The 23,447-nt window shown below is 67.4% G+C and carries 22 protein-coding genes; 13 read left to right on the top strand and 9 right to left on the bottom strand.

Annotation, left to right across the window (positions count from 1 at the left end; translation table 11 throughout):
- The first annotated feature begins 114 nt into the window (after nucleotides 1-114).
- The 5 genes from DIE15_RS16815 (at nucleotide 115) to DIE15_RS16795 (ending at nucleotide 4,782) form a co-directional block, all read left to right on the top strand.
- Entirely contained in the window at nucleotides 115-1,038 is a 924-nt protein-coding gene (locus DIE15_RS16815) for an ABC transporter substrate-binding protein (protein ID WP_124833847.1), read from the top strand.
- On the top strand, nucleotides 1,035-2,213 hold the full coding sequence (locus DIE15_RS16810) for an ABC transporter permease (RefSeq protein WP_124833846.1): 1,179 nt from the start codon (nucleotides 1,035-1,037) through the stop codon (nucleotides 2,211-2,213). The genes DIE15_RS16815 and DIE15_RS16810 overlap by 4 nt, the downstream gene beginning before the upstream one ends.
- A complete protein-coding gene (locus DIE15_RS16805) occupies nucleotides 2,210-3,148 on the top strand; it encodes an ABC transporter ATP-binding protein (protein ID WP_057927584.1) in 939 nt (312 codons plus the stop codon). Before DIE15_RS16810 ends, DIE15_RS16805 begins: the two co-directional genes overlap by 4 nt.
- Nucleotides 3,145-3,912 (top strand): ABC transporter permease, encoded by a 768-nt coding sequence (locus tag DIE15_RS16800; RefSeq protein ID WP_124833845.1) that lies wholly within the window; start codon nucleotides 3,145-3,147, stop codon nucleotides 3,910-3,912. The genes DIE15_RS16805 and DIE15_RS16800 overlap by 4 nt, the downstream gene beginning before the upstream one ends.
- 219 nt (nucleotides 3,913-4,131) lie before the next feature.
- Nucleotides 4,132-4,782 (top strand): lytic transglycosylase domain-containing protein, encoded by a 651-nt coding sequence (locus DIE15_RS16795; protein WP_124833844.1) that lies wholly within the window; start codon nucleotides 4,132-4,134, stop codon nucleotides 4,780-4,782.
- 260 nt (nucleotides 4,783-5,042) lie between these two features.
- On the opposite strand, the gene DIE15_RS16790 is transcribed toward DIE15_RS16795, so the two are convergent.
- Genes DIE15_RS16790 through DIE15_RS16765 form a run of 6 tightly spaced genes read right to left on the bottom strand, consistent with a single transcriptional unit; the run spans nucleotide 5,043 to nucleotide 12,077 of the window.
- The gene (locus DIE15_RS16790; protein WP_006749884.1) at nucleotides 5,043-5,483 is read right to left on the bottom strand and encodes a dihydroneopterin aldolase; all 441 of its coding nucleotides are present in this window, start codon (nucleotides 5,481-5,483) and stop codon (nucleotides 5,043-5,045) included.
- A complete protein-coding gene (locus DIE15_RS16785; RefSeq protein WP_057927588.1) occupies nucleotides 5,480-6,109 on the bottom strand; it encodes a sarcosine oxidase subunit gamma in 630 nt (209 codons plus the stop codon). The genes DIE15_RS16790 and DIE15_RS16785 overlap by 4 nt, the downstream gene beginning before the upstream one ends.
- On the bottom strand, nucleotides 6,099-9,110 hold the full coding sequence (locus DIE15_RS16780) for a sarcosine oxidase subunit alpha family protein (protein WP_057927589.1): 3,012 nt from the start codon (nucleotides 9,108-9,110) through the stop codon (nucleotides 6,099-6,101). Before DIE15_RS16780 ends, DIE15_RS16785 begins: the two co-directional genes overlap by 11 nt.
- A complete protein-coding gene (locus DIE15_RS16775; protein ID WP_059534095.1) occupies nucleotides 9,107-9,406 on the bottom strand; it encodes a sarcosine oxidase subunit delta in 300 nt (99 codons plus the stop codon). Before DIE15_RS16775 ends, DIE15_RS16780 begins: the two co-directional genes overlap by 4 nt.
- A gap of 25 nt (nucleotides 9,407-9,431) precedes the next feature.
- The gene (locus tag DIE15_RS16770) at nucleotides 9,432-10,676 is read right to left on the bottom strand and encodes a sarcosine oxidase subunit beta family protein (protein WP_057927591.1); all 1,245 of its coding nucleotides are present in this window, start codon (nucleotides 10,674-10,676) and stop codon (nucleotides 9,432-9,434) included.
- A gap of 15 nt (nucleotides 10,677-10,691) precedes the next feature.
- Nucleotides 10,692-12,077, bottom strand: coding sequence for an L-serine ammonia-lyase (locus tag DIE15_RS16765; protein WP_057927592.1), 1,386 nt, complete (start codon nucleotides 12,075-12,077; stop codon nucleotides 10,692-10,694).
- A 261-nt stretch (nucleotides 12,078-12,338) separates the two neighbouring features.
- Here DIE15_RS16765 and DIE15_RS16760 point away from each other — a divergent pair, with 261 nt between their 5' ends.
- From DIE15_RS16760 to denD, 8 genes are all read left to right on the top strand, one after another.
- Nucleotides 12,339-13,418, top strand: a complete 1,080-nt coding sequence (locus tag DIE15_RS16760) for a GlxA family transcriptional regulator (RefSeq protein WP_124833843.1) — start codon at nucleotides 12,339-12,341, stop codon at nucleotides 13,416-13,418.
- Between the two features lie 199 nt (nucleotides 13,419-13,617).
- Nucleotides 13,618-14,322, top strand: a complete 705-nt coding sequence (locus DIE15_RS16755; protein WP_057927594.1) for a FadR/GntR family transcriptional regulator — start codon at nucleotides 13,618-13,620, stop codon at nucleotides 14,320-14,322.
- A 7-nt stretch (nucleotides 14,323-14,329) separates the two neighbouring features.
- The gene (ltnD, locus tag DIE15_RS16750; RefSeq protein ID WP_409364302.1) at nucleotides 14,330-15,289 is read left to right on the top strand and encodes an L-threonate dehydrogenase; all 960 of its coding nucleotides are present in this window, start codon (nucleotides 14,330-14,332) and stop codon (nucleotides 15,287-15,289) included.
- 19 nt (nucleotides 15,290-15,308) lie between these two features.
- Nucleotides 15,309-16,604 carry a 3-oxo-tetronate kinase gene (gene otnK, locus DIE15_RS16745; protein ID WP_124833842.1) on the top strand — a complete coding sequence of 432 codons (1,296 nt, stop codon included), beginning with the start codon at nucleotides 15,309-15,311 and terminating at the stop codon, nucleotides 16,602-16,604.
- The gene (locus tag DIE15_RS16740; RefSeq protein WP_057927597.1) at nucleotides 16,601-17,242 is read left to right on the top strand and encodes an aldolase; all 642 of its coding nucleotides are present in this window, start codon (nucleotides 16,601-16,603) and stop codon (nucleotides 17,240-17,242) included. Before otnK ends, DIE15_RS16740 begins: the two co-directional genes overlap by 4 nt.
- A 135-nt stretch (nucleotides 17,243-17,377) precedes the next feature.
- Nucleotides 17,378-18,703, top strand: a complete 1,326-nt coding sequence (locus DIE15_RS16735) for an MFS transporter (RefSeq protein ID WP_057927626.1) — start codon at nucleotides 17,378-17,380, stop codon at nucleotides 18,701-18,703.
- An 83-nt stretch (nucleotides 18,704-18,786) separates the two neighbouring features.
- A complete protein-coding gene (otnI, locus tag DIE15_RS16730) occupies nucleotides 18,787-19,563 on the top strand; it encodes a 2-oxo-tetronate isomerase (protein WP_057927598.1) in 777 nt (258 codons plus the stop codon).
- Between the two features lie 28 nt (nucleotides 19,564-19,591).
- Nucleotides 19,592-20,563 (top strand): D-erythronate dehydrogenase, encoded by a 972-nt coding sequence (gene denD, locus DIE15_RS16725; RefSeq protein WP_124833841.1) that lies wholly within the window; start codon nucleotides 19,592-19,594, stop codon nucleotides 20,561-20,563.
- A gap of 70 nt (nucleotides 20,564-20,633) precedes the next feature.
- On the opposite strand, the gene DIE15_RS16720 is transcribed toward denD, so the two are convergent.
- The 3 genes from DIE15_RS16720 to DIE15_RS16710 form a co-directional block, all read right to left on the bottom strand.
- On the bottom strand, nucleotides 20,634-21,725 hold the full coding sequence (locus tag DIE15_RS16720) for a lysylphosphatidylglycerol synthase domain-containing protein (RefSeq protein WP_124833840.1): 1,092 nt from the start codon (nucleotides 21,723-21,725) through the stop codon (nucleotides 20,634-20,636).
- A complete protein-coding gene (gene hpnI, locus DIE15_RS16715; protein ID WP_057927601.1) occupies nucleotides 21,722-22,891 on the bottom strand; it encodes a bacteriohopanetetrol glucosamine biosynthesis glycosyltransferase HpnI in 1,170 nt (389 codons plus the stop codon). Before hpnI ends, DIE15_RS16720 begins: the two co-directional genes overlap by 4 nt.
- Before the next feature lie 61 nt (nucleotides 22,892-22,952).
- The gene (locus tag DIE15_RS16710; protein WP_063791552.1) at nucleotides 22,953-23,303 is read right to left on the bottom strand and encodes a hypothetical protein; all 351 of its coding nucleotides are present in this window, start codon (nucleotides 23,301-23,303) and stop codon (nucleotides 22,953-22,955) included.
- Between the last annotated feature and the right edge of the window lie 144 nt (nucleotides 23,304-23,447).

The following is a 23,447-nucleotide window of genomic DNA, read 5'->3' as shown; positions in this document are numbered from 1 at the left end:
ACGCGTGCGGGTTACCCCCACGCGCGCTGTGGACGTGCCGCCGCACGTGGTTTGCCAAAGCGGACTCAGTCAAGTAACTTTCGGCGTACGCCCTCATCCTGGAGAATGGCCCGTATGAAGCTCGCCCTGCCCGCCCGGATTCTGGGCCTCGCGTTCGCCGCCGCTGTCGTCGCACCCGGCGCGCACGCCGACACGCCTGTCGTGGTGTCGTCGAAGATCGACACCGAAGGCAACCTGCTCGGCAACGTCATCGCCCAGGTGCTGAAGGCCCACGGCATCCCCGTCACCGAAAAGATCGCGCTCGGCGCGACGCCGATCGTGCGCAAGGCGCTCACGAGCGGCGAGATCGACATCTACCCCGAGTACACGGGCAACGCCGCGTTCTTCTTCAACAAGGCCGACGATCCCCTGTGGAAGAATGCAAGCCAGGGCTACGACACTGCGAAGAAACTCGATTACGCGGCGAACCATCTCGTCTGGCTCGCACCGGCGCCCGCGAACAACACGTGGGGCGTCGCCGTGCTCGCACCGGTCGCGCAATCGCAACGCCTGAAGACCTTCTCCGATTTCGGCAAGTGGATCGCGGGCGGCGGCAAGGTGAAGCTCGCGGCGTCCGCCGAATTCGTGAACAGCGCATCCGCGCTGCCGTCGTTCGAGAAGGCATACGGCTTCAAGCTGAAACCCGAGCAACTCGTCGTGCTGTCGGGCGGCGACACGGCCGCGACGATCAAGGCCGCCGCGAACCAGACCGACGGCGTGAACGCTGCGATGGTGTACGGCACCGACGGCGGCATCGCATCGAGCGGCCTCGTCGTGCTCGACGACGACAAGCACGTGCAGCCCGTCTATGCGCCGACGCCGGTGATTCGCGAAGCCGTGCTGAAGGCGCATCCGCAAATCGCCGACTACCTGAAGCCCGTGTTCGCGAGCCTCGACCTGAAGACGCTGCAGACGCTGAACGCGCGCATCCAGATCAACGGCGAACCAGCGGCCGGCGTGGCGAGGAGCTACCTGAAATCGAAGGGCTTCGTTAAGTGACGGGTCGCGCGGTGGCGTCCGCGCGGCGCATCACGCTCGACAAGGTCGGCATCCTGATCGGTGTCCTGACGATCGTCGCGGTGGCCGGCATGCCGTTCATGGTGCTGCGGCCGAACCGCATCGCAGCCGGCACGGGGCTGTCGGTATTCGCCGCGCTGCCGCCCGTGCAGGGTGCCGCGCTCGCCGCGCTGTGGATCGTCGGCGCGCTATGGGCGATGACGGCGAGCCGTCCCGCCTGGCGGCTCGCGGCCGGCTGCGCGTGGCTCGCGACGCTCGCCTATGCGCTCGGCGCGGCCGCGGCGCACGTCGTCGCGCCCGACGACATGCTCGCGCGCGTATCGCCCGCGGCAGGCGTCTGGCTGCTGCTGTTCGCGTGGGCCGTGCTCGTCGCGGACGCGCTCGCGCGGCTCGCATTCGGCCCGTGGCGGCGCCTCGTCGCGCTTGTCGTCGCGATGGCGGCGATCTCGGTGCCGCTCGCAAGCGGCAGGTGGGACGGACTCTCCGTCATGCGCGAATACGCGGTGCGCAGCGACGACTTCTGGCGCGAGGCAATCCGGCACGTATCGCTCGCAGGCGGCTCGGTCGCGGCCGCGCTCGTCGCGGGCCTGCCGCTCGGCATCGCGTGCGCGCGGATTGCACCGGTGCGCACCGTCGTGATGCCGGTGCTCAATATCGTGCAGACGATCCCGAGCATCGCGATGTACGGGCTGATGATGGCGCCGCTCGGCCTGCTCGCCACGCACGTGCCGCTCGCGGCCGCGCTCGGCATTCGCGGGATCGGCGTCGCGCCGGCCGTGCTCGCGCTGTTTCTCTATTCGCTGCTGCCGATCGCGTCGAGTGTCGTGGTCGGGCTCGAGCAGGTGCCGCCGCACGTGACCGAAGCGGCACGCGCGATGGGCATGACGCGCACGCAGCGGCTGCTGCGCGTCGATCTCGTGCTCGCGCTGCCGGTCATCCTGAGCGGCGTGCGCATCGTGCTCGTGCAGAACATCGGCCTGACCGCGGTCGCCGCGCTGATCGGCGGCGGCGGGTTCGGCACCTTCATCTTCCAGGGAATCGGCCAGTCGGCCGCCGATCTCGTGCTGCTCGGCGCGATCCCGACGATCGCGCTCGCGCTGGCGGCCGCCGTCGTGTTCGAAGCCGCGACCGCGCTCGCGAAGGGACGTACCGCATGATCGAGATCGAACGCATCGGCAAACGCTTCGGCGACGTCGTCGCCGTCGACGACGTGTCGCTGACGATGAAGCAAGGCACGATCACCGCACTCGTCGGCGCGTCGGGCAGCGGCAAGTCGACGCTGCTGCGGATGATCAACCGGCTGATCGCGCCGTCCAGCGGCACGATCCGCATCGACGGCGTCGACACCGCGAGCGTGCCGCCCGAGCAGCTGCGGCGGCGCATCGGTTACGTGATCCAGGGGCATGGCCTGTTCCCGCACTGGAGCGTCGCGCGCAATATCGCGACCGTGCCGCGCCTGCTCGGCTGGCCAGCCGCACGCATCGACGCGCGCGTGCGCGAACTGCTCGAACTGTTTCACCTCCCGCCTTCCGAGTTCGCCGACAAGCTGCCGCATGAACTGTCGGGTGGTCAACAGCAGCGCGTCGGCGTAGCGCGCGCGCTCGCGGCCGAGCCCGCGATGTTGCTGATGGACGAACCGTTCGGCGCGCTCGATCCGATCATCCGCAACAAGGCGCAGGACGACCTGTACGCGCTGCAGCGCCGCCTCGGCATCACGGTCGTGATCGTCACGCACGATATCGAGGAAGCGCTGAAGCTCGGCGACACGATCGCGGTGATGGATGGCGGACGGCTGCTGCAGGTCGCGTCGCCGGCCGAGATTCTCGGCAGGCCGGCGGCAGGTGTGGTCGAACAACTCGTCGCGGGCGTCGACCGGCCGCTGCGCCTGCTCGCGCTGACGCCGATCGACGCGGTGGCCGAACCCGGTCATGTCGACGGCAAACCGATCGCCGCGACGCGCACGCTGCGCGATGCGGTGTCCGAGCTGCTGTGGCGCGGTGTCGATGCATTGCCGGTCGACGACGGCAACGGGCATGCGGCGCGCCGCATCACGCTCGACGCGATCCGCACGCACGCAAGGAAGCCCGCATGACGACGCGGCACGCGCGTTCGCCCCTGCCGCGGCGGCTGCCTGCGTATGCCGCACGCGCGGCCGCGCTCGCGCTGTTGCTCGTACTACTGTTGCGCCCCGCGTGGCTGCAGGGCGTGTTCGCGCCGTTCGCGGACAACGGCGCGCCGGTCATCTACGATCGTGCGAGCCTGCTCAACCTCACGCTCGCGCATCTCGGCACCGTCGCGCTGTCGAGCGTGATCGGCACGCTGGTCGCGATCGCAGCCGGCATTGCTGTCACACGGCCGTCCGGCGCGGATTTCCTGCCGGTTGCGCGCAGCGTCGTCGACATCGGCCAGACCTTTCCGCCCGTCGCGGTGCTCGCGCTCGCGGTGCCGGCCGTCGGCTTCGGGTTGAAGCCCGTGCTGATCGCGCTCGTTCTGTACGGTCTCCTGCCGATTTTCGAGAGCACGATCGCGGGGCTCGAGGACGTGCCGCGCGACGTCGTCGAAGCCGCGCGCGGAATGGGGATGAGCGGCTGGCAGCAGCTCGTGTCGGTCGAGCTGCCGCTCGCGTTTCCGGTGATCGTGAACGGCATCCGGCTCGCGGTCGTAATCAATCTCGGCACCGCGACGATCGGGTCGACGGTCGCCGCACGCGGGCTCGGCGACGTGATCATCGCGGGCCTGCAAACCTCGAACACCGCGTTCGTGCTGCAGGGCGGCGTGATCGTCGGGCTGCTCGCGGTGCTGGTCAGCGACGCGATCGGCGCGCTTGCGCGGGTGGCGAGCGCGCGGCGGCCGTAGCACGCATCTGCAACGGCGAGGGCGCAAGCGAAAAAGGGGACGCGAGAAAAAATCCGGCAATGCTTCGTCCGGACTCCGATTCGTGCTCGCACAACAATCCAGCCTGCGCTCGGCGTGCATCGACACAAGCCTACATCGCGCTTTCATTCGAGCCTGCGCTCGAACGCACGCGACAATTGGCCGATATACTATGCGCCTCCCATTTCCCCGCACCCCACCATGCGACGACGGTTTCTCTGGCTGATCGTGCTCTCGCTCGGCATTGCGCAGCAGGCCTCGGCGCAGCAGGCACCCGCGCTGCCCGCTTCCGCGCCCGAAGCGGCCGCATCCGCGCCGCTCGCGAACGATCAGCCAAACGAAGCAAACCGTCGCATCACGTCCTACCTGACGAAGAAGTTCGGTGTCGCCAAGGAGCGCGCCGCAAAGCTCGCCGATATCGTGAGCATCACTGCGACGAAATATTCGCTGCCTCCGGCACTCGTTTACGCGATTATTTCGATCGAATCGCGCTTCCAGGAAAAGGCGCGCGGCCAGCATGGCGCGACCGGGCTGATGCAGGTCGTGCCGGCCGCACACCGCGGCATGCTGCGCGACGTGAAGGACCTGACCGAGCCGAATGTGAACGTCGACGCCGGCTCCAGGATCCTGTCGGGCTACGTGCGGGCGGCCGGCGGCAACGTGCAGGCCGGGCTGAAGAACTACGGCGGATCGAATGCGTATGCGGCGAAGGTGATGCAGCGGGTCGACACGTTCCGCTTCGTGCTCGAACCCGAGGACGGCGCGAATGCCGTGAGCGACGGGAAGGCGCACATGGTGCCGGTCAGCGATCCGCCGACTGCGGCGCCCGCCGCAAGCCGCAACGCGAAGTAAGCGCGATGCGCGCCTGCGTATCTCGACGCAGCAGAACGCACGACGGCATGCACCGCCCGTCAGCCAGATGGTGCTCGCCAATCCCGATTCATAGTTAACCGTGGGTCGAATAGCCAATTGTTCCGTTATTCCAGGAACAATGCTGGCACTGGCAACCCGCCCGTCCTTATTCTGATATTCCAGGAATTAAAAACAAGGGCGGCGACGCTTTCGCGCCGCCGCCCTTGTTGACCGGATCGCCCCGACCCGGCACCACCCGCTCACAGCTGCCCCGCCGCCCCCGTCCACCGCAGGTAATCCCCGCGCGTCCAGTCGAGCGACACGCCGACGCGCTTCGTCCCCGGCCGGATCTTCGGCTTGTACATCGACAGCGTCAGCGACTCCAGCGCGGGCCATTCGCGGAACGACAGCACCGCGAGATCGGCGACGAGCGTTTCGAGCAGCCGCGTATGCGGCTTGTGCGACAGGAACGACGCGACGCGCGCGCAGTAGCCGTCGTAATCGATCCACTCGCCCTGCTCGCTCGGCTCGCAGCGATACCCGAGCCGCGCATCGATCACGATCGGCTGCGGCGCCTCGTGCTCGTGTGCGTGGATGCCGATTCGCGCAGGCACCTTCAGTTCGTCGACGAACACGCTCCAGCCACGCCCGCGCAGGCGCGGCGCGTCGATCGCCACGAACGGTTCGTCGAACGGCTTCATGATGCGAGCGGCGCCGCGGCGTCGAGCATGATGCGCACGAAATAGTCGGCGAAGCTGCGACGCAGGACGATCTCGAACGTATCGTCACCGGTCGGGATCAGCGTGATCGGCGACTTGAAGTAGTGCGACTGCGCGCACTGGCCTGGCTTCAGCACACGCGGATGCAGATCGAGCGGGCAGCCGCGCGCGATCACGTCGCGTACGCGTTCGCCGCTGATCTCGACAACCGTGTAGCCGCTGCCGACGTCGACGGCTGCTGCGTACAGGCCCTGCACGGCCTCGGCGAGCTGCGCCTCGAGCACGCCCGCCGGCACAGGGCCGTTCGAGCGTACGAACCACTCGTCGGGACCGAGCCACAGCACGTCGTACTCGGCGCCGCGTGCGACCGTGTTCGGCGTCGACGGCGGCCGGCAGCCGACCACGCGCTCGAACGCGCTGACGAATGCCGGGTCGCTCAGCTCGCCGCGCACGTTCACGAGGTCGAGGAACGGCCGCTCGCGCAGCATGAACTTCTTGGATGCGCGTGCCTGGTGCGGCTTCAGCACATCGGCCGCGCCGACGAACGGCGATTCAAGCGTCACGCCCGCGCCCGCCACCGGTGCCTGGTTTCTCGTTTCATTCCACATTCTGGCGCACCCCTTCGGTATCGTAGAAAACCGGGCTCGAGATCTTCGCGGTGATGCGCTTGCCGTTGGCCAGCGGAATCACGACGCTCTCGCCCATCTTGTTCAGGCCGCCCTTCACCACCGCCAGCGCGATCGAGCGCTTCAGGATCGGGCTGTAATAACTCGACGTCACGTGGCCGAGCATCGGCGTCGGATCGGTCGCCGACACCTGCGTGTCCTTCGCGATGATCTGCGCGCCTTCCGGCAGCACGAACTGTTCGTCTTCGGTCAGGAGGCCGACGAACTGCTTGCGACCTTCCTTCGACGTATCCGAGCGCGACAGCGAACGCTTGCCGAGGAAGTCCTTCGATTTCGCGACGACCCCGCCCATCCCGAGGTCGTACGGCGTGATCGAGCCGTCGGTGTCCTGGCCGACGATGATGTAGCCCTTCTCCGCGCGCAGCACGTGCATCGTCTCGGTGCCGTACGGCGTGATGTCGAACTCGGCACCGGCCGCCATCAGCGCTTCCCATACCGCGCGACCCGCGTTGGCCGGCACGTTCACTTCATAGGCCAGTTCGCCCGAGAAGCTGATCCGCATCACGCGCGCCTTCGCGCCCGCGACGGTGCCGTTCCGGTAGCTCATGAACGGGAACGCGTCGTTGCCGAAGTCGATGTCCTGGCACACCTTCTGCAGGACCTTGCGGCTCTTCGGGCCAACCACCGCGAACGTCGCCCAGTGATCGGTGACGGACGCGAGCCGCACCTTCATGTCGGGCCATTCGGTCTGCAGCCAGCGCTCGAGCCACGTGAGCACGCGCGCCGCGCCGCCGGTCGTCGTCGTCATCATGAAATGCTGGTCGGCGAGGCGCACCGTCACGCCGTCGTCGAACACCATCCCGTTTTCGTCGAGCATCAGCCCGTAGCGGCACTTGCCGATCTCGAGCTTGTTCCACGGGTTCGTGTACATCCAGTTCAGCAGCTTCACCGCGTCCGGACCCTGGATGTCGATCTTGCCGAGCGTCGACGCGTCGAGGATGCCGACGCTGTTGCGCACCGCGAGGCATTCGCGCTTCACGGCCGCATGCAGGTCCTCGCCCTTCTTCGGGAAGTACCACGGCCGCTTCCAGTTGCCGACGTCCTCGAACATCGCGCCGTGCTCGACGTGCCATTCATGCACGGCCGTCTTGCGGATCGGGTCGAGGAAGTCGCCCGTCTCGCGGCCCGCGAACGTACCGAACGATACGGGCGTGTAGTTCGGGCGGAACGTCGTCGTACCCGTTTCCGGAATCGTCTTGCCGAGCGCCTGCGCGAGGATCGCCATCCCGTTGATGTTGCCGAGCTTGCCCTGGTCGGTGCCGAAGCCCATCGCGGTGTAGCGCTTCACGTGTTCGACCGACTCGAAGCCTTCGCGCGCGGCCAGCAGGATGTCGGCGGCTGCCACGTCGTTCTGGAAGTCGACGAACTGCTTCGGTCCGCGCGGGGCGGCCTCGCGGCTGCCGACCAGCCACAACGGCTGCAGCGCGCCTTCGACGGTTTCGGCGACCTGCGGCGCGACGGGGCGCTTCGCGGCCGCGTAACCCGCGGCCTTCGCCGCTTCGGCGCCCGCGTCGAGCGCGAGCCGCAGCGCACGTGCGAGACCGAACTCGCCCGCGGCCGCACCGACGCTCGCTTCGGCCTGCACGGGCTTGCCCGGCAGGAAGCACGCCTTCTCGTCGTTCCAGCACGCCTTGCCGCCCGACTGCGCGAACAGGTGCAGCACCGGGCTGAAGCCGCCCGACATCGCGACGAGATCGCACGACAGCGACTGCATCTTGCTGCCCGTCTTGCCGTTCGAGTAGGACGCGATGTCGACCGACGATACGCGCCACTTGCCCGAAGCAGCCGTGACGACCGCACCGCTCATCACCGTCACGCCCTGCCGCTTTGCCGCCGCCGGCAACGCACCGTTCGACGATGCGCGCGAATCGACAACCGTCACCTTCGCACCGCATGCCTTCAGGTCGAGCGCGGTCTGGTACGCACGATCGTTGTTCGTGAACACGACCACGTCGCGGCCCGGCAGCACGCCGTAGCGATGGATGTAAGTGGACACCGCGCCGGCGAGCATCACGCCCGGCAGGTCGTTGTTGCCGAACACGATCGGACGCTCGTGCGCGCCGGTCGCGAGGATCACGCGCTTCGCGCGGACCTTCCACAGCAGCTCTCGCGTGCCCTTGCGCATCGATACCGGCTGGTGATCGGTCAGGCGCTGCGTGACCGTCACGAGGTTGTGGTCCTGGTAGCCGAACGCGGTGCTGCGCGACAGGATCGTCACGTCGGGCAGCTTGCGCAGTTCGGCCTCGATCTTCTCGACCCACTGCTGCGCCGGCTTCGCGTCGATCTCCGCGCGGCACGACAGCAGGCTGCCGCCGAGTTCGCGCTGGTCGTCGACGAGGATCACGCGCGCGCCGGCCGTCGCGGCCGCATGCGCGGCGGCGAGGCCCGACGGGCCACCGCCGACCACGAGCACGTCGCAGTGCGCGTAGCATTTGTCGTAGCGATCGGCGTCGAGCACCTCAGGCGCCTTGCCGAGGCCGGCTGCCTCGCGGATCTTCTCTTCGTACTTCGGCCACATGTTGCGCGGCCACATGAAGGTCTTGTAGTAGAACCCGGCCGGCATGAAACGCGAGAGCTTCTGGTTGATCGCATACTTGTCGTTCTCGAGCGACGGTTCGGCGTTCACGCTCGTCGCGACGAGGCCCTGGTACAGCTCGATCTCGGTCGCGCGCGCGTTCGGCACCGTGTACGGGCCGGTTTCGAGCTGCACGACGGCATTCGGTTCCGCGACGTCCGCCGTCACGATCCCGCGCGGACGGTGGTACTTGAAGCTGCGCGCGACGAAGTGCACGCCGTTCGCGAGCAGCGCGGACGCGAGCGTGTCGCCCTGGAAGCCCTGATACGTGCGGCCGTTGAACGTGAACGTCAACGGAATCGCGCGATTGATGCGGCCACCGGTGCCGAGGCGGTCTTTCTGGCTCATTTGCTCGTGCCCTCTTCGTGTGCGTTGCCGGCAGCTGCGCCACCGAACTTTTCGTAGCCCTTGATATCGTAGGTGACCGTGTCGCGCGTCACCTTGAACCAGCGGCGGCAGCCCTGCGTGTGCAGCCACTGCTCGCGATGGATACCGCGCTTGTTCTCACGCATGAACACGTATTCGCCCCATTCGCGGTCGGTCATGTTCTCGTTTGCAACCGGGCGCACGATGTCGGCTTCACCGCCGCACGTGAACTCGGATTCGGCGCGCGGCCCGCACCACGGACATTCGATCAGCAACATGTTTCTTTCTCCAATGGTCGTCGGGTTAGTGCGCCACGGCGGCTGCGCCGTGCTCGTCGATCAGGTGACCCGTGTAGAAGCGGTCGAGCGCAAACGGCGCGTTCAGCGGATGCGGTTCGTCGCGGGCGATCGTGTGCGCGAACACCCAGCCCGAGCCCGGCGTCGCCTTGAAGCCGCCGGTACCCCAGCCGCAGTTGAAATAGAGGCCCTTCACGTCCGTCTTCGTGATGATCGGGCACGCGTCCGGCGACACGTCGACGATGCCGCCCCACTGGCGGTTCATCCGCACGCGCGAGAACACCGGGAACATCTCGACGATTGCCTGCAGCGTGCTTTCGATGACGTGGAAGCTGCCGCGCTGGCCGAAACCCGTGTACTGGTCGATACCCGCACCGATCACGAGGTCGCCCTTGTCGGACTGGCTGATGTACGCGTGCACCGCGTTCGACATGATCACCGAGTTGACCACCGGCTTGATCGGCTCGGACACCAGCGCCTGCAGCGGGTGGCTTTCGATCGGCAGGCGCACGCCGGCCATGTCGGCGAGCGTCGTCGTGTTGCCTGCCGCCACCACCGCGACCTTCTTCGCCTTGATGAAGCCCTTCACCGTATCGACGCCGACCACCGCACCGCCTTCGCGGCGAATGCCCGTCACCTGGCAGTTCTGGATGATGTCGACACCGGCGCGGTCCGCGCCGCGCGCGAAGCCCCAGGCCACCGCGTCGTGACGCGCGACACCCGCACGGCGCTGGATCGATGCGCCGAGCACCGGGTAGCGGCTGTTCAGGTTGATCGTCGGCTCGATTTCCTTGATCTGCGCGGGCGTCAGGAATTCTGCGTCGACGCCGTTCAGCCGGTTCGCGTTCACGCGACGCTCGGTGTCACGCACGTCCTGCAGCGTGTGCGCGAGGTTCATCACGCCGCGCTGGCTGAACATCACGTTGTAGTTGAGATCCTGCGACAGCCCTTCCCACAGCTTCATCGCCTTCTCGTACAGCGCGGCCGATTCGTCCCACAGGTAGTTCGAGCGCACGATCGTCGTGTTGCGCGCGGTGTTGCCGCCGCCGATCCAGCCCTTCTCGAGGATCGCGACGTTCGTGATCCCGTGTTCCTTCGCGAGATAGTAGGCGGTCGCGAGGCCGTGGCCGCCGCCGCCGACGATCACGACGTCGTATTCCTTCTTCGGTTCCGGGCTCTTCCACTGCTTTTCCCAGTTCTCGTGATACGAGAGGCCGTTGCGGAACAGGCTGAATATCGAGTAGCGGCTCATGTTAGTGATCCTTCGTTAGCATTCGATGACGTTCACGGCGAGACCGCCGCGCGACGTTTCCTTGTATTTCGTCTTCATGTCGGCACCCGTCTCGCGCATCGTCTTGATCACCGAATCAAGCGAGACGTAGTGCTGGCCGTTACCCTTGAGCGCCATCCGCGACGCGTTCAGCGCCTTGATCGCGCCCATCGCGTTGCGTTCGATGCACGGGATCTGCACGAGCCCGCCGACCGGGTCGCAGGTCATGCCGAGGTTGTGCTCCATGCCGATTTCTGCCGCGTTCTCGACCTGGTCGGGCGTGCCGCCCATCACCGCGGCGAGTGCGGCCGCGGCCATCGAGCACGCGACGCCCACTTCGCCCTGGCAACCGACTTCCGCACCGGAAATCGATGCGGTTTCCTTGTAGATGATCCCGATCGCCGCGGCCGTCAGCAGGAATTCGACGATGCCGGCTTCGTTCGAGCCCGGCACGAATTTCACGTAGTAGTGCAGCACCGCGGGAATCACACCGGCCGCGCCGTTGGTGGGCGCGGTGACGACCCGGCCGCCCGCCGCGTTTTCCTCGTTGACGGCCATTGCATACAGGTTGACCCAGTCGAGCATCGACAGCGGATCGCGCAGCGACTCCTCCGAACGCTCACGCAGGCGCCCGTTCAGTTCGGCCGCGCGGCGCTTCACGCGCATCGGGCCCGGCAGGTCGCCCTCGACCTTGCAGCCGCGCTCGACGCACGCGGCCATCGTGCGCCAAATTGCGAGCAGCCCGGCGCGCACTTCGTCCTCGGGGCGCAGCGTGCATTCGTTGCGCAGCATCAGCTCGGCGATCGACAGCCCGTGTTCGCGGCACTGGCGCATCAGGTCGTCGCCGGTACGGAACGGATACGGCACTTCGGCCGCGGCGCGCACGCCGTTCACGCGATCGCCATCGCGATTCACGACGAAGCCGCCGCCGATCGAGTAATACTCTTTCTCGACGAGCAACTGGCCGTGCTCGTCGAACGCCTGGAAGCGCATCCCGTTCGGGTGCACGATGCTCGTGCCGCTCATCAGCTTGCGATAGAAGCCGATGTTCTCCTTCTCGTCGAAGCGGATCGTCTGCTTGCCGAGCAGCGACAGCGACTTCTCCGCGCGGATCTCGGCGAGCCGCGGCTCAATCAGGTCCGGATCGATCGTATCCGGCAGGTGGCCTTCGAGGCCGAGCAGCACCGCCTTGTCGGTGCCGTGGCCCTTGCCCGTTGCACCGAGCGAGCCGTATAGTTCGACCCGCACACGGCGCACGAAGCCGAGCAGGTTCGCGTCCTCGATATGCGACGCGAAGCGGCAAGCGGCAATCATCGGGCCGACCGTGTGCGAACTGGACGGGCCGATGCCGATCTTGAACAGGTCGAACGCGCTGACGTTCATCTGGCTTCCTCTGGGTGGACGTACGTGAAATGTCGTTGGCATCAGTACATCAAAGCGTAAAATTGGCCGATAGAACAAAAACGGCATCGGCGTGGGATACCGGCGCCAAGCCCCGCGCAGGACGGTCCGAAAGTGCGCTTTGGCGATGGTTGGCGACGCAAAAGCACAAGTCGGCCGGCGCCTGTGCCGCCCGGCAGACCTCCCCGCAAACAGTGTGAAATGAGTGAGACCCGCCTTCCCGGCGTGACGAGATTGACCGCGATGACACCCGACGTACCCGCTTCCCCCCTCGCCGAACCGGCGCCGCAGCGCATCCGCTTCGGCATCGTGCTGCTGCCGAACTTCACGCTCACGGCCTTCTCGGGGTTCGTCGACATGCTGCGGCTGTCGGCCGACGACGGCGACTACAGCAAGCCGGTGCGCTGCGCGTGGAGCGTGATCGGCGAGACGCTGGCGCCGGTGCGCGCGAGCTGCGGGATCCAGATCACGCCGTGGGAAACCTTCGAGAACGCCGAGCCGTTCGACTACGTCGTCGTGGTTGGCGGGCTGCTGCATTCGGGGCCGCAAGCCGGCCCCGAAACGCTCGAGTTCATTCGCCGCGCGGGGGCGGGCGGCGCGACGGTCGTCGGGATCTGCACGGGCGTGTTTACGCTGATGCGCGCGAACGTGCTCGACGGCTACCGCACCTGCGTGAGCTGGTTCCACTACTGGGATTTCATCGAACGCTTCCCGCGCGCCGATCCGGACCTGCTGATCGCCGACCGCCTGTTCGTGATCGACCGGCGCCGCATCACCTGCTCGGGCGGCCGCGCATCGATCGATGTCGCCGCCGCGATCCTGCTGCGCCATTTCGACCATGCGACCGTCCAGAAGGCGTTGCGCATCCTGCTCGTCGGCGAGATGCAGAAAGGCAATGCGCCGCAGCCGCATCCGCCCGGTCTCGAGCCGGCCACGCACCCGAAGGTCAAGCGCGCGATTCTCCTGATGGAACAGCATGTCGGGCGCGCGCTGCCGCTCGAGGAACTTGCGTGCAAGCTCGACATGTCGACGCGCCAGCTCGAGCGGCTGTTCAAGGCCGAGACGGGCAAGAGCCCGCAGGCGTTCGCGAAGCAGGTGCGGCTGCGCACGGCCGCCTGGCTGCTGACCAGTTCCGACCGCACCGTCGCCGATATCGCGTCGAGCTGCGGGTTCGCCGACGCGTCGCACCTCGGCCGCGAATTCCGCAAGCAGTTCGGCGTGCCGCCGGCGACCTATCGCGAGCGCGGTGGGGAGGTCGCGGAAGCCGACGTGCCGGCCGCGGCCGATCCCGATCCGGATCCCGTCGAAGACATCGCCGACTGAAATCGCGCGCCGCCGCCGGCGCGCATCTCCCCCTTGGACCGCGCATCGAATCGCACACGATCGCCGCCTGTTCGCCCCATTTGGAACCGGTTCCAATCAACTTGACCGACGTTGCGCCCCGTTAATCGAGGGTTATCCCGGATGCTGACGTCTGCTCAAATTTGTATGATGACCACATCACCTTACAAACTAGAGCGCCATGTTCGAGAAAATTCCCGCCCGTGCGATGAGCGACCACGTCGCGCAGCAGTTGCTCAAGCAGATCGAAGTCGGCAGTTTCTCGGCCACCGGCAAGCTGCCGACGGAAGCCGTGCTTGCGCAGGAATTCGGCGTGAGCCGCACCGTGATCCGCGAGGCGATCTCGCGCTTGAAGAACGAAGGCGTGGTCGAGCCGCGCCAGGGCAGCGGCGTGTACGTGAACCAGCACGGCGCGATCCGGCCGCTGCGGATCGACTACGCGGAAGCCGTCGAGGCGAGCTCGCTGCCGCACCTGCTCGCGGTGCGCCGCGCGATCGAGGCTGAAGTCGCGGCCGAAGCCGCGCTGCATCACACGGACGACGACATGGCCGACATCGACGACGCGCTGCGCAGGATCGACGATGCCGTGGCTGAAGGGCGCGACGGCGTCGCTGAAGACGTCGCGTTCCACCGCACGATCGCGGCCGTCACCGGCAACCCGTATTTCCTGAAGACGCTGCAGTTCCTGAACCAGTACCTCGAGGCCGGCGTGAAGGTCACGCGACGCAACGAAGCGACGCGCGAGGATTTCTCGCGGCAGGTGCGCGAGGAACACGCGGCGATCACCGACGCGATCCGCGCGCGCGACCCGATGGCGGCACGCAACGCGGCGCGCACCCACATGTACAACGCCGCCCGCCGTCTCGCGGAAGCCGGCATCTGCTGATTGCTGAATGCGGCGGCGCGGGCTGATCCGGCGCCGTCGTTATCCCGAACCTCTCCCGAATCGATCAAGGTTGACCATGTCACGAAATGTTGGAGTCATCGGCCTCGGCGCGATGGGCCTCGGCGTCGCCCGCTCGCTGCTGCGCGCGGGGTTCCGCGTGCACGCATGCGACGTGCGCGACACCGTGCTGCAGGCGTTCGCGGCCGAAGGCGGCGTGGCCTGCGCGAGCCCGGCCGAACTAGGCGCGCAGTGCGACGTCGTCGTCACGCTCGTCGTCAATGCCGCACAGACTGAAACGGTGCTGTTCGGCGAGCACGGCGCGGTTGCGTCGATGAAGCCGGGCGGCGTCGTGATCGCGAGCGCGACCGTCGCGCCCGACTTCGCGGTCGCACTCGGCGCGCGCATCGAGGCCGCGGGCCTGCAGATGCTCGACGCGCCGGTGTCCGGCGGCGCCGCACGCGCGGCGTCGGGCGAGATGACGATGATGACGTCGGGCCCCGCCGCCGCGTATGCCGGCTGCGACGACGTGCTCGCCGCGATCGCCGGCAAGGTCTATCGCCTCGGCGATACGCACGGCATCGGCTCGAAAGTGAAGATCATCAACCAGCTGCTGGCCGGCGTGCATATCGCGGCGGCCGCCGAGGCGATGGCGCTCGGCCTGCGCGAAGGCGTCGATGCCGACGCGCTGTACGACGTGATCACGCACAGCGCGGGCAATTCGTGGATGTTCGAGAACCGTGTGCCGCACATCCTGAACGGCGACTACACGCCGCTGTCGGCTGTCGACATCTTCGTGAAGGATCTCGGCCTCGTGCTCGATACCGCGCGCCGCAGCAAGTTCCCGCTGCCGCTGTCGGCCACCGCGCACCAGATGTTCATGAGCGCATCGAGCGCCGGCCACGGCGGCGAGGACGATTCCGCCGTGATCAAGACTTTCCCCGGCATCACGCTGCCGCCCGCCCGCTGATTCGAACGACGTTCCCGCCATGACCGCTTCCGCTTCCCGTCCCCTGCTCGGCTGCATCGCCGACGATTTCACCGGCGCGACCGACCTCGCGAACATGCTCGTCAAGAGCGGCATGCGCACCGTGCAGACGATCGGCGTGCCCGCCGGCGGCACCGCAGACACCGTGGTCGACGCCGACGCGATCGTCGTCGCGCTGAAGTCGCGCACGATTCCCGCCGCCGACGCCGTTGCGCAATCGCTCGCCGCTTACGAATGGCTGCGCGCGCAGGGCTGCCGGCAATTCTTCTTCAAGTATTGCTCGACGTTCGACTCGACCGACGCGGGCAACATCGGGCCCGTCGCCGACGCGCTGCTCGATGCGGCTGGCGGCGGCTTCGCGATCGCGTGCCCGGCCTTCCCCGAGAACGGCCGCACGATCTTCCGCGGCCACCTGTTCGTCGGCGACGTGCTGCTGAACGAATCGGGGATGGAGAACCATCCGCTCACGCCGATGAAGGACGCGAACCTCGTGCGCGTGCTGCAGCGGCAGACGACGTCGCAGGTCGGCCTGATCCGCTACGACACGATCGCGCAGGGCGCGGCCGCCGTGCGTGCGCGCATCGACGCGCTGCGCGCGAACGGCGCGCGCTTCGCGATCGCCGACGCATTGTCCGATCACGACCTGCACGTACTGGGCGAAGCGTGCGCGAACCTGCCGCTCGTCACGGGCGGCTCGGGCGTCGCGCTCGGCCTGCCGGAGAATTTCCGCCGCGCGGGGCTGCTGTCCGCGCGCGACAACGCGGCATCGCTGCCGCGCATCGACGGGTTGTCGGCGGTGCTCGCCGGCAGCGCGTCGAAAGCGACCAACGCACAGGTCGCCGCGTGGTGCGCAAGCCGTCCGAGCTTCCGGATCGATCCGCTCGCGGCAGCGCGCGGCGAACCTGTCGTCGACGCAGCGCTCGCGTTCGCACGCTCGCACCTGCCGCAACCGGTGCTGATCTATGCAACCGCGACGCCCGACGAAGTGAAGGCCGTCCAGCAGGCGCTCGGCGTGGAAGCGGCCGGCCATCTCGTCGAAAGCACGCTCGCGGCGATCGCCCGCGGCCTGCGCGAGTTCGGCGTGCGCAAGTTCGTCGTCGCCGGCGGCGAGACGTCCGGCGCGGTCGTGCAGGCGCTCGACGTGAAGTCGCTGCAGATCGGCGCACAGATCGATCCGGGCGTGCCGGCCACCGCCACCATCGACGCGCCGCCGCTCGGCCTCGCGCTGAAATCCGGCAACTTCGGCACGGTGGACTTTTTCGACAAGGCGCTGCGCGCACTCGACGGAGCCGCATGATGAGCGACGAAGCGAAACTGCGCGAAGAGATCTGCGTCGTCGGCGCGAGCCTGTATGCGCGCGGCCACGCAGTCGGCAGCGCCGGCAACATCAGCGCGCGGCTTGCCGACGGCTGGCTGATCACGCCGACCGATGCGTGCCTCGGCCGCCTCGACCCGAACGACATCGCGAAGGTCGGGCTCGACGGCCAGCCGGTATCGGGCGGCAAGCCGTCGAAGACGCTCGCGCTGCATCGCGGGATCTACGCGCGCAACACCGAGACCAACGGAATCGTCCATACGCATTCGACGCACCTCGTCGCGCTGACGCTCGCAGGCGTGTGGCGCGACACCGACGTGCTGCCGCCGATCACGCCGTACTACGTGATGAAGGTCGGCCACATTCCGTTGATCCGCTATCGCCGCCCCGGCGACCCGGCCGTCGCTGCCGAAGTCGCGGCGCTCGCCGACCAGGTGCGCGGCGTGCTGCTCGACCGCCTCGGCCCGGTGATGTGGGGCCCGTCGGTGTCGCACGCGTCGTATGCGCTCGAGGAGCTCGAGGAAACCGCGCGACTGTGGCTGATGACGAACCCGAAGCCCGAACCGCTGTCCGACGCGGCGCTCGACGCGCTGCGCCAGGCCTTCGGCGCACGCTGGTAACGCAACGCGTCGCGCACGAATCAAGCAGGACTGCAAACCGATTCCCATACCCGCCGTGTGCGCGGGTCTTTCCGTCAGCACACACACGATCCGGCGGCGTACGCGCCGCCGGCACACAATATCCTGGAGACGACGATGACTGCTCTCGACGCGGCCGCAAGCCGCTCGCCCGCCGCGCCCGCCCAATCGGGCGAGCTCGACCGCACCTACAAGAAAGTGTTCTGGCGCATCGTGCCGTTCCTGATGCTCTGCTACGTGGTCGCCTATCTCGACCGCGTGAACGTCGGCTTCGCGAAGCTGCAGATGTCGCAGGACCTCGCGTTCAGCGAAACCGTGTTCGGCCTCGGCGCCGGCATCTTCTTCCTCGGCTACTTCCTGTTCGAGCTGCCGAGCAACCTGCTGATGCACCGCATCGGCGCGCGCATCTGGATCGCGCGGATCATGATCACGTGGGGCCTGCTGTCGGCGGTGTTCGCGTTCGTGAAGACGCCGACGCAGTTCTACGTGCTGCGCTTCCTGCTCGGTCTCGCGGAAGCCGGCTTCTATCCGGGCGTGATCCTGTACCTCACGTACTGGTTCCCGTCGCATCGCCGCGCGAAGATCATCGCGGTGTTCATGTCGGCGATTCCGGTGTCGGGTATCTTCGGCAACCCGCTGTCGGGCTGGATCATGGAACGCTTTCATGGCGGTTCGGGCTTTCACGGCTGGCAGTGGATGTTCATGATCGAGGCCGTGCCGGCCGTGCTCGTCGGCATCGCGACGATCCTGTATCTCGACAACAGCATCCGCAGTGCGAAGTGGCTCGACGAGCGCGAGAAGCAGCTGCTCGAGAATGAAATCGCCGCACAGCCGCAGGAACAGCAGAAGCACGGCCATTCGCTGAAGGCCGTGTTCTCCGACCCGCGCATGTGGTGGATGTCGCTGATCTACTTCGCGTTCGTCACCGGCCAGTACGGCCTCACGTTCTGGATGCCGACGCTCGTCAAGTCGACCGGCATCACCGATACGTTCCAGATCGGCCTGCTGTCGGCGATTCCGTTCGCCGTCGCGATCGTCGTGATGAACCTGTTCGGCCACAGCGCGGACAAGCGCCGCGAACGCCGCTGGCACCTGATCGTGCCGGCGCTGATGGGCGCGGTCGGGTTTGCAGTCGCCGCGTCGTACTCGCACAATACGGCGGTATCGATCGTGTTCCTGTCGCTCGCGGCCGGCGGCGTGCTGACCTGCGCACCGCTGTTCTGGTCGCTGCCGACCGCGTTCCTCGCCGGCTCCGCCGCGGCCGCCGGGATCGCGATCATCAACTCGGTCGGCAACCTCGCCGGGTTCGCGAGCCCGTACGTGATCGGCTACCTGAAGGACGTCACGCACAGCACGTCGTCCGGCATGTACGTGCTCGCTGCGATGCTCGTGATCGGTGCGATCGCCGTGTGGCTCACGCCCGCGAAACTCGTGAACCGCTGATCCGCTGATCCGCCGCCCGCCGATCCATCATGCGTCGCGGGGCGCCGTGCGCCCCGCCCCATTCACTCACAGGACCCGCTGCCATGCCCCGCTTCGCCGCCAACCTCTCGATGATGTACACCGAGCACGCGTTCCTCGAACGCTTCGCCGCCGCCTCGTACGACGGCTTCAAGGCCGTCGAGTACCTGTTCCCGTACGACTTCGCCGCCGAGGACATCCGCGCACGCCTCGACGCGCACAACCTCGAGCAGGCGCTGTTCAACGCGCCGCCCGGCGACTGGGCCGCCGGCGAACGCGGCATCGCGTCGCTGCCGGGCCGCGAAGACGAATTCCGGCGCGGCATCGACCAGGCACTCGACTATGCGCGCGTGCTCGGCAACAGGAAGCTGCACGTGATGGCCGGGATGGTCGCGCCGGGCGCCGACCGCGCGCGCCATCGCGATACCTACGTGGCGAATCTGCGGCATGCGGCGCAGGCCGCCTTCGCGCACGGCATCACGGTCCTGATCGAGCCGATCAACCAGCGCGACATGCCCGGCTATTTCCTGAGCCGCCAGGACGATGCGCACGAGATCTGCGCCGAAGTCGGCGCGCCAAACCTGAAGGTGCAGTTCGACTGCTATCACTGCCAGATCGTCGAGGGCGACCTCGCGATGAAGCTCAAGCGCGATTTCGCGGGCATCGGCCATATCCAGATCGCCGGCGTGCCCGAGCGCCACGAGCCGGATGTCGGCGAGCTCAACTATCCGTACCTGTTCGAGCTGATCGATGCACTCGGCTATGACGGCTGGATCGGCTGCGAATATCGCCCGAAGGCCGGCACGTCGGAAGGCCTTGGCTGGCTCAAGCCGTACCTGTAATTCAAGCAATTCCAAGAGGGCTTACAACATGAAAGTACTGATCACCGGCGGCGCCGGCTTTCTCGGTCAACGTCTCGCGCGCAAGCTGCTCGAACGCGGCGAGCTGACCGGCCCCGACGGCCGGACCGGCAGGATCGACGAGCTGGTGCTGCTCGACGTCGTCCAGGGCAGCGATTTCGGCGATGCGCGCGTGCGCTCGATCGTCGGCGACATCGCCGATCGCGCGGTGCTCGAAAGCGCGATCGACACGCAGACGGGCGCGATCTTCCATCTCGCGGCGATCGTCAGCGGGCAGGCCGAGGCCAATTTCGATCTCGGCATGCGGATCAATCTCGACGCGTCGCGCACGCTGCTCGAGGTGTGCCGCGCGCGCGGCCATCGTCCCCGCGTCGTGTTCACGAGCTCGGTGGCGGTCTACGGCGGCGTGCTGCCCGACGTCGTGCAGGACGACACCGCGCTGAATCCGCAATCGTCGTACGGCGCGGAGAAGGCGATCGCCGAGCTGCTGCTGTGCGACTACGCGCGGCGCGGCTTCGTCGACGGCCGCGTGCTGCGGCTGCCGACCATCAGCGTGCGGCCGGGCCGCCCGAACGCGGCCGCGTCGTCGTTCGCGAGCGGCATCATCCGCGAGCCGCTGAACGGCGAGGAAAGCGTGTGCCCGGTGCCAGGTTCGACGCGGTTGTGGCTGCTGTCGCCGCGCGGCGCGATCGAAGCGCTCGTCGCGGGCTGCGAGATCGACGGCGAGAAACTCGGCAACAAGCGCGTGATCAACCTGCCCGGCCTGTCGGTGTCGGTCGACGAAATGATCGCGGCGCTGCGCGAAGTCGCGGGCGACGACGTCGTGAAGCTGATCCGCCATGCGCCGGACGAACGTGTCGAGAAGATCGTCGGCAGCTGGCCGGGCCGCTGGGACACGACGCGCGCGGAAGCGCTCGGGCTGAAGGGCGACACGTCGTTCGCCGACGTGATCCGCAGCTACATCGCCGACGAACGGCGGTGATGGCCGCGCCGCCCGGCGTGCGGCGGCATCGCCGCGGTCCGCCCGGCAGGCAAGGCCGCACCGGGCCGCATCAGCGCGGCCCGGCGGATTCCCCGATGCGTATCGATGCGCGTTTCGTTCCACCCGGCGCGCGCGCCGCGCCGGCTGCATGCTGCCACGCCAGCAAGCCCGGCAGATAGAACAGCAGATCGCGCACGCGGCGGGCACCGGCCAGCGCCAGGCAGGTCGGCGCGTCGAACCCGAGCAGTCCGCCGATCAGCACGAACCCGCCCTCTTGCACGCCCAGTCCGCCCGGCATCGCGAACGCGACACTGCTCAGCAACTGGATCAGCGCCTCGATCGCAAGCGCCTGCGCGAAGGTCGGATCGGCACCGAGAAAGTGGAGCGCGAGCCAGATTTCCAGCGAGTAACCGATGAATTGCAGCGTCTGCCAGATCGCCAGATAGCGGACGACGATGCCGGTCCTGCGCCAGATCATCCGGATCGACTGATCGGTGCGCGCCGACTCGCCGACGAGCGCAACCACCTTGCCGCTCGTCACATGATTGACCACCCGCATCGCGCGTTCGAACGGCCGCGCATGCTGCACCAGCGCGAACAGCAGCAGCACCGGCACCAGCGCTGCCATGCCGATGGCAAGGTTCGCGGCCACGCGCGCGGCATCGGACGACACATGCCCCAGCACGTAGCCGATCGCGGCCAGCGCGAACACCAATTGGCTGATCAGCGTCAGCTGCATGTCGGCGACGAGGCTCGCCACGATGGTCGCCGGCCGCACGCCCGCCTGCCGCAGCAAACCGAACGAGACGATTTCGCCGCCGATCCGCGCGACCGGCAACAGTCCGTTGATCGATTCGCGAATCCAGACGAGTTTCAGCATCGTCGCGAAGGATGGCCGCCTCCGGCCGGCGATCAGCATCCGCCAGTCCCACGCATTCGCGAGCATCGGCAGAATATGGGCCAGCGCCGCGACCACCAGCCCGGCGCCTGCGGTCTGCAGGCGACGCAGGATTTCCAGCGGATGCTCGCGCCAGATCAGCCATACCGCGATCGCCAGACCGGCGAGCGCGGCCGCGCGCCCCGCATGCCGGAGCCGCGCGTCGCCGCGCGCGGGCGGCTGCTCCGCGCGGGTGTCGCCGGGGCTCGTTTCCCGTTGCGTCATGACTCGCTCACCGGTGACAGCATCCCTTCGCGGTCGACGCGAAAGCGCGTGCCGCGCCAGACGACCTGCGACGAAAAGAAGCTCGATACGAAAATCGCAAACTGCAGGATATCCACGAACGGCAGCCAGATTGCACCGCGCATGCCGGCGCCGGCCGCACGGATCGTCCTGAGCACCAGTAATGCCCGCGCGGCGAGCGCCGCGGCCGTCAACCAGCAGGCGGCCGCCGCGCCGCCGGACAGCAGCACCGCCAGCAGCGCAAGCGGCAGCGGGTGCATCAGTACCGAGCCGGCATGACCGAGCCGATCGGCCGCGCGGATCGTGCGGCTCCACCGCAATTCATGCGCAAACAGGGTCGCGAACGTTTCTTCGACGCACGCATGCCCGACGACGAACGGCGGAATCGCGACATGGGCGCCCATCTGCCGAACCGCCTCGCCGAGCGCGTGATCCTCGGCCAGATGATGCGCGAAGCGCGTCAGCCCGCCGATGCGTTCGAGCGTCGCGCGCGTGATCGCAATCGTCTGGCCGAAGCACGGCCGCGCGCGCCCGATGAAGAGACCGGTGACGACGCCGGGCAGGAAGTGGAAATTCGTCATCGCGGCGGCAACATCGGGCCAGAAGCCGGGCGATGCGACGCCGCGATACACGCTCGTCACGATCCCGACATTCGTCTGCTGTAGCGCACCGACGACGGCGCGCAAATAATCGGGCTCGACCAGCACGTCGCTGTCGGCAAGACAGAGCACCGAATACTCCGCGTGTTCGAGCATGTTGACGAGATTGGCGATCTTGCGGTTCGGTCCGTAAAGCCGCGCATCCGCGACTGCCTTGATGTTCGCGCCGGGATAGCGCGCACGCAGCGCGTCGACGGCCGCGAGCGCGGCGTCGCTCGCATCGTGCACGCCGAACAGGTACTGAACCGGCCCCGGATAATCCTGCACGAAGAAGCTTTCGAGATGCTGAACGAGATGCCATTCGTCGCCGTGCAGCGGCTTCGCGACGGTCACGCCCGGATAGTCGCGCGGCGCTGCCCCGGGCCGGGCAAAGAACCGGCCGATCAACACGCTCGCCACGACGACGTATGCAATGCCCAGCATCGCGCTGATCCCGCAGGCGATCGACATTGCCGGGCCCAGCCGGTGCAACAGATGCAGCAAAACCATGCTTCCCCCCGTGGTTGCCCATGCCATCCCGGCACCGGAGCCGGCAGGCGCGAAGGTGCGCTTATGCGTACACCCGGGCGAACCGGTTCCCGTTGAGCCTGATATGAAGGACGACAAGCAAACGGTATGCGCAATCAGATGACACGACTACCGTGCGTCGATCGATTCCGGTCACGCGCACGTGTCCGCAGACGACCGCTGCCCTGAACGCCGCGTCGGACAGCTTGCGGGCCGAAAGGATGGCGGTCCCGACGGCAACGAAGACCCATGCGCGAAATATCGTCGTGGTGAAGAATGCTTCGGGCACGCGCAAGACGAGCAGCGACATCAGCACGAAACATTGAATGAACATGGCGGCCAGTGCAGCGATCAGCAGGTGGGCTCGCCAGCGCCCGATCGTCGAGGATGTCACGGTGAAGAAACTCCCGTTCGCGCAGCGCGGATCGATCTGAAACCGAATTGAAGGGAAACGACGGACGCCGCTGAAATATCGTGGCCGATGGTAGCGGGAATGCCGACGGCAAACCTTAAGCGTTCTTCAGAATCGGCGACGTTT

Origin of the sequence: Burkholderia sp. Bp9031, assembly GCF_003857965.1 — a bacterium.
Lineage (GTDB): Bacteria > Pseudomonadota > Gammaproteobacteria > Burkholderiales > Burkholderiaceae > Burkholderia > Burkholderia ambifaria_A.
The sequence above is the reverse complement of the archived record's forward strand: the minus strand, read 5'-3'. Positions and strand labels throughout refer to the sequence as shown.